Origin of the sequence: Pseudomonas sp. DD1 (assembly GCF_044510355.1) — a bacterium.
Classification (GTDB): domain Bacteria; phylum Pseudomonadota; class Gammaproteobacteria; order Pseudomonadales; family Pseudomonadaceae; genus Aquipseudomonas; species Aquipseudomonas shahriarae.
On the sequence record NZ_MSAJ01000029.1, the window covers coordinates 615,589 to 622,100 of the forward strand.

Annotated in this window: 5 protein-coding genes; 2 read left to right on the plus strand and 3 right to left on the minus strand. The window is 59.6% G+C overall.

The window, feature by feature from the left end; translation table 11 throughout:
• Positions 1-5 precede the first annotated feature (5 nt).
• The 3 genes from PSFL_RS19040 to PSFL_RS19050 all read right to left on the minus strand — a co-directional run bounded on the left by PSFL_RS19040 (position 6) and on the right by PSFL_RS19050 (position 3,154).
• Positions 6-665 carry a TetR/AcrR family transcriptional regulator gene (locus PSFL_RS19040; protein WP_057437660.1) on the minus strand — a complete coding sequence of 220 codons (660 nt, stop codon included), beginning with the start codon at positions 663-665 and terminating at the stop codon, positions 6-8.
• 87 nt (positions 666-752) lie between these two features.
• Positions 753-2,147 carry a uracil-xanthine permease family protein gene (locus tag PSFL_RS19045; protein ID WP_170060017.1) on the minus strand — a complete coding sequence of 465 codons (1,395 nt, stop codon included), beginning with the start codon at positions 2,145-2,147 and terminating at the stop codon, positions 753-755.
• A gap of 86 nt (positions 2,148-2,233) precedes the next feature.
• Positions 2,234-3,154 (minus strand): LysR family transcriptional regulator, encoded by a 921-nt coding sequence (locus PSFL_RS19050; protein ID WP_057437664.1) that lies wholly within the window; start codon positions 3,152-3,154, stop codon positions 2,234-2,236.
• A gap of 125 nt (positions 3,155-3,279) precedes the next feature.
• On the opposite strand from PSFL_RS19050, the gene PSFL_RS19055 reads away from it, so the two are divergent.
• Positions 3,280-4,629: an aspartate aminotransferase family protein gene (locus PSFL_RS19055; RefSeq protein ID WP_128593780.1), complete on the plus strand. Its 1,350-nt coding sequence runs from the start codon at positions 3,280-3,282 to the stop codon at positions 4,627-4,629.
• Positions 4,630-4,703: 74 nt separating this feature from the next.
• The gene (locus tag PSFL_RS19060) at positions 4,704-6,197 is read left to right on the plus strand and encodes a CoA-acylating methylmalonate-semialdehyde dehydrogenase (protein ID WP_057958254.1); all 1,494 of its coding nucleotides are present in this window, start codon (positions 4,704-4,706) and stop codon (positions 6,195-6,197) included.
• Positions 6,198-6,512: the final 315 nt, after the last annotated feature.

Here is a 6,512-nt window from a genome sequence, read left to right on the forward strand (position 1 = left end):
TTCGTTCAGAGGGCCGGCTTGATGCCACAGCCTTTGAGAATAATGTGGATAAGGTTGTTACCCGCGTCTTCCATATCCTGCTTGGTCAGCTTGGTGCGGCCGGTCACGCGGCAGATCTGGGTGGCAAAGTCAGCGTAATGCTGGGTGCTGCCCCACAGCAGGAAGATCAAGTGTACCGGATCGACAGGGTCCATCTTGCCGGCATCTATCCAGGCCTGGAACACGGCGGCGCGGCCGCTGAACCAGGTGCGGTAGTCCTGGCTGAAATATTCGGTAAGGCATTCGCCGCCGCTGATGATCTCCATGGCGAAGATCCGCGAGGCCTGTGGCTGGCGTCGCGAGTATTCCATCTTGGTGCGGATGTAGCGGGTCAGTGCTTCGGCGGGATCATCCTCGGCGGTCAGGGTGTTGAAGGTGCTGTCCCACAGCTCGAGGATATTGCTCAGTACCGCGATATACAGCCCCAGCTTATTGGTGAAGTAGTAATGCAGGTTGGCCTTCGGCAGCCCGGCGCTCGCGGCGATGGTGTTCATGCTGGTGCCTTTGTAGCCATGCCGGGCGAATTCGTCTTCGGCGGCCTGGATGATCGCTTGTTCGTTCTTTTGCCGAATGCGGCTGGCGGGTTTTCCGGCGTGGCTGTTGTGGGCAGGAACTTCGAGGCTCATGGAGGTTTCCGTGCAGATCGATGAATGCGATTGCTGCACAGATAACCCACCCTCAAGCCTCAGACAAGTCCCGATACGATAAAAGCGTCAAAGCGGTTCCAGCGTATCGCTTTCCAGGGCTGGATTTGCGGCAGGTGTTGCGGCCTTGGATTCCGGCAGGAGCAGGCACAACACGATTGCCGTCAGCCCGCCGCTGGTGATGGCCGAATCGAACAGGTTCTGCACCAGGGTTGGCATCAGGTGCAACAGGTTCGGTTGCGCCGCGATGCCCAGGCCGACCCCGAACGAGGTGGCGATGATCAGCATGCTGCGCCGATCCAGCGGGGCCTGGGCCAGGATGCGCACGCCGGCGGCGGCAACACTGCCGAACATTACCAGGGTCGCGCCACCCAGCACGGGTTTGGGGATTTGCTGCAAGACTGCACCAATCAGTGGAAACAATCCGAGACAGAACAGCACCACGCCGATGTACAGGCCCACATAGCGGCTGGCAACGCCGGTCAACTGGATCACCCCGTTGTTCTGGGCAAAGGTGGTGTTGGGGAAGGCACTGAAGGTGGCAGCGATCATGCAACTGACGCCATCTCCGAGCACGCCGCCCTTGAGCCGGCTTATATAGGAAGGGCCGCTGATGGGCTGGCGGGCGATCATGCAGTTGGCAGTGAGGTCGCCTACGGTTTCGATACTGCTGATCAGATAAATCAGCGCTACCGGTAGGAAGGCGCTCCAATCGAAACTGAAACCAAAATGGAATGGCGTCGGCAGGCTGATCAAGGGCAGGTCGGGCAGGAGCTGGGGCACCAGCTTGCCGCTGAACCAGGCGGCGACGCTGCCCAGCAGCAGGCCGATGATGATCGCGCTCAGGCGTACCCACGGCGTGTTCGAGCGGTTGAGCAGGATAATCGTCAGCACCACGAACAGGCCCAGGGCCAGGTTGGTCGGCGCGCCAAAGTCCGGCGCATTGAAGCCGCCGCCCAGGTCGGTGATACCTACCTTGATCAGGCTGATGCCAATCAGGGTAATGACAATCCCGGTTACCAGCGGCGTGATGACCCGGCGTAACTGGCCGATAAACCGGCTCAACACGACCTGCACCAACGCGCCGAAAAAACACACGCCGAAGATCATTGCCAGAATGTCTTCCGGGCTGCCGCCACGCTGCTTGACCAGGAAGCCCGCCGACAACACCGCGCCGAGAAAGGCAAAGCTGGTGCCTTGCAGGCAGATCATCCCTGCGCCAATCCCAAATGGCCTACGGGCCTGGATGAAGGTACCGACACCGGAAACCATCAGCGCCATGCTGATCAAGTAGGGCAAGTGGGCGGCCAGGCCCAGGGTCGAACCGATGATCAGCGGCGGGGTGATGATGCCGACGAAGCTGGCGAGTACATGTTGCAGGGCGGCAAGCAGGGCGGGCAATGGTTTGGGGCGGTCGTTGAGGCCGTAGATCAGGTCGCTGGCGCTGGAGGATTCTGGTGGCATGGCATGTGGACTCAGGGCTGACGGTTCATGGTCCCTGTGCCTTGCAAAAAGCTGTCCACTTGCTCAGGTTTTGTATGGGGCCCGTATCAGCGGGTCGCTGCCAGGCTTTCGAGGAAGCTTTCCAGCACCAAATGAGGGCGACGGCCTTTGCGCGTGACCGAAGCCAGGCTTAAATCGTAAAAGCGTGTAGCCGGTTTCAGCGCGCGTAGTCGGCCTTGTTGCACCCATAGGCTGGCGTAGTGGTCGGGCAGGTAGCCGATGAAGCGCCCGGTGAGGATCAGGAAGGCCATGCCTTCGCGGTCGGAAGCGCTGGCGGTGCAGTTGAGCGCTTGATAGTGGGCCTGGATATCGGCGGGCAGGCGGAAGGTCGGCGCGATGGCGTCCTGGCTATTGATGCGCAGGTCGTCCAGTTGTTTGTTTTCGGCGTAGAACAGCGGATGACCCACCGCGCAGTAGAGCAGCGAGCGCTCGCTATACAGCGGTTGGTATTCCAGGCCCGACAGCGCGCTGGCCTGGGGCACCACGCCGACATGCAGGCGCCCATCGAGCACGCCTTGTTCCACTTCGTTGGGGGCGATCATGCGGATCTGGATCTGCACGTCGGGACCGCGCTCTTTCAACTGCGCCAATGCATGGGTGATGCGCATATGGGGCAGGGTCACCAGGTTATCGGTCAGGCCGATGGTCAGTTCGCCGCGCAGGTGTTGGTGCAGGCCGTTGACCTCGGTGCGGAAACTTTCCAGCGCGCTTAATAGTTGCAGTGCCGATTGGTAGACCTCGCGGCCTTCTTCCGTCAGGGAGAAGCCGGCGCGCCCGCGTTGGCACAGGCGCAGGCCCAGGCGTTGTTCCAGGTCGCTCATTTGCTGGCTGATGGCGGAACGGCCGATGCCCAGCACGGTTTCTGCCGCCGAGAAGCCGCCGCACTCCACCACGCTGCGGAAGATGCGCAGCAAACGGATATCGAAGTCGCTGACTTGTGCCAGTGGATCGGGTCGGCGGCTGCTCATAGTTTAGTAAAGGCCTGACTGAAGGTTAGAAGAGTTGCATTTCTTAGACTTTATCTCCGTGGCAATTTAGCTGCAACAACGCTTTTCAATCCCGACGCTGCCTTTTGCCCTGCGAGGTTTTGCTGATGAACATGCCCGAAAACGCCCCATCCACCCTGGCCAGCCAATTGAAACTGGATGCCCACTGGATGCCTTACACCGCCAACCGTAACTTCCAGCGCGACCCGCGCCTGATCGTGGGGGCCGAAGGCAGTTGGTTGATCGATGACAAGGGGCGCCGGGTCTATGACTCGTTGTCGGGCCTGTGGACCTGCGGCGCAGGGCACACGCGCAAGGAAATCCAGGAAGCGGTCGCCAAGCAATTGGGCACCCTGGACTACTCGCCGGGCTTCCAATACGGTCATCCTTTGTCCTTCCAGTTGGCAGAAAAGATTACCGACCTGACCCCAGGTAACCTGAATCACGTGTTCTTCACCGACTCCGGCTCCGAGTGCGCCGATACGGCGGTGAAGATGGTGCGTGCGTACTGGCGCCTAAAGGGCCAGGCGACCAAGACCAAGATGATTGGTCGTGCCCGTGGGTATCACGGGGTAAACATCGCCGGCACCAGCCTGGGCGGCGTCAACGGTAACCGCAAGATTTTTGGCCAGGCGATGATGGATGTCGATCACCTGCCGCACACCCTGCTGGCGAGCAATGCCTTCTCCCGCGGTATGCCGGAGCAGGGCGGTATTGCCTTGGCTGACGAGTTGCTCAAGCTGATCGAGTTGCATGATGCGTCGAATATCGCTGCGGTGTTCGTTGAGCCGATGGCGGGCTCCGCTGGCGTGCTCGTGCCGCCGCAGGGTTATCTCAAGCGCCTGCGTGAAATTTGTGATCAGCACAATATCCTGCTGGTGTTCGACGAAGTGATTACCGGCTTTGGTCGTACCGGCTCGATGTTCGGCGCAGACAGCTTCGGCGTGACCCCAGACCTGATGTGCATCGCCAAGCAAGTCACCAACGGTGCGATCCCGATGGGGGCAGTGATTGCCAGCAGCGAGATTTATCAGACCTTCATGAACCAGGCGACGCCTGAGTATGCGGTGGAATTCCCACACGGCTATACCTACTCGGCGCACCCGGTAGCGTGCGCAGCGGGGCTGGCGGCATTGGATCTGTTGCAGAAGGAAAACCTGGTGCAGAGCGTGGCTGAAGTCGCGCCGCACTTTGAGAATGCGCTGCATGGCCTCAAGGGCAGCAAGAACGTAATCGACATCCGTAACTACGGCCTGGCCGGTGCGATCCAGATTGCACCGCGTGATGGGGATGCCATCGTGCGTCCATTCGAGGCGGGCATGGCGTTGTGGAAGGCGGGGTTCTATGTGCGCTTTGGCGGCGACACCCTGCAGTTCGGCCCAACCTTCAACAGCAAGCCGCAGGACCTGGATCGCTTGTTCGATGCGGTCGGCGAAGTGCTGAACAAGATCGACTGATTTCTTCTTCTATATAGAACAACTGTCGGGCGCGACACGTGTCGCGCCTGTGGACAACTTTTCAGGAGCCTTGCATGAGCCTTATCCAGCATTTGATCAACGGCGAATTGGTCAACGACAGCGGTCGTAGTGCCGATGTGTACAACCCGTCCACCGGCCAGGTGATTCACCAGGTGCCATTGGCCAGCCGTGAAACCATTCAACAAGCCATCGACTCGGCCAAGGCGGCGTTCCCGGCCTGGCGCAACACACCACCGGCCAAGCGTGCCCAGGTGATGTTTCGTTTCAAGCAATTGCTGGAGCAGAACGAAGCACGCATCTCCCAGTTGATCAGCGAAGAGCATGGCAAGACCCTGGAAGACGCTGCCGGCGAACTGAAGCGCGGGATTGAGAACGTCGAGTACGCGTGCTCGGCACCGGAAATCCTCAAGGGCGAATACAGCCGCAACGTCGGCCCGAACATTGATGCATGGTCCGATTTCCAGCCGTTGGGCGTGGTGGCAGGTATTACGCCGTTCAACTTCCCGGCCATGGTGCCGCTGTGGATGTATCCGCTGGCCATCGTCTGCGGTAACTGCTTCATCCTCAAGCCATCAGAGCGCGACCCAAGCTCGACGCTGCTGATCGCCCAGTTGCTGCAGGAAGCCGGTTTGCCCAAAGGCGTACTGAGCGTGGTGCATGGTGATAAGGGTGCGGTGGATGCGCTGATCGAGGCGCCTGAGGTCAAGGCCTTGAGTTTTGTCGGTTCGACGCCGATTGCCGAGTACATCTATTCCGAAGCGACTAAGCGCGGCAAGCGTGTACAGGCGCTGGGCGGGGCGAAAAACCACGCGGTGCTGATGCCGGATGCGGATCTGGATAACGCGGTCAGTGCCTTGATGGGCGCAGCCTACGGTTCCTGCGGCGAGCGTTGCATGGCGATCTCGGTGGCAGTGTGTGTGGGTGACCAGGTGGCGGATGCTCTGATCGCCAAGCTGGTGCCGCAGGTCAAGGCGCTGAAAATTGGTGCGGGTACTTCCTGTGGCCTGGACATGGGGCCGCTGGTTTCTGCGCAGGCGCGGGACAAGGTCAGTGGCTATATAGAAGACGGTGTGTCTTCGGGTGCTGAGCTGGTGGTCGATGGGCGTGGCCTGAGCGTCAGTGGTCATGAGGACGGTTTCTTCCTCGGTGGCTGCCTGTTTGATCGCGTGACGCCTGAAATGCGCATCTATAAAGAAGAGATCTTTGGCCCAGTGCTGTGCATCGTCCGGGTGAATAGCCTGGAAGCGGCGATGCAACTGATCAATGACCATGAATATGGCAACGGCACCTGCATCTTTACCCGTGACGGTGAAGCGGCGCGGTTGTTCTGTGACGAGATTGAAGTGGGCATGGTGGGGGTCAACGTTCCATTGCCGGTGCCGGTGGCGTATCACAGCTTTGGTGGCTGGAAGCGTTCGCTGTTTGGCGACTTGCACGCCTACGGGCCGGATGGGGTGCGGTTCTATACCCGTCGCAAGGCGATCACTCAGCGTTGGCCGCAGCGTGCCAGCCATGAAGCGTCGCAGTTCGCGTTCCCTAGTTTGTAAGGTTGCATGAATAGAAAGCCGGCCCTTGGGGGCCGGCTTTCGCGTTTTCGGGGCTTTTTTGACCGATATGACAGAATTGTGAAAATAGGGGTTGACGGCAGATTCTGGAAGTCTATAATTTGCCCCACTTCCGGCGCAGTCGAAACGGAAAACTCCTTGGTAAACAAAGAGTTACGCAGAATTCGACAGCGAGTTGCTTCAGTTCATCGAAGCCCAGAAGGAGTTGGTAGAGCAGTGTTGTTTGGCTCTATTAACGTTTCGATCCTCTCGGTCGAAAGCGGAGAAAAAGAGGTGTTGACAGCAGCGTGTAACGCT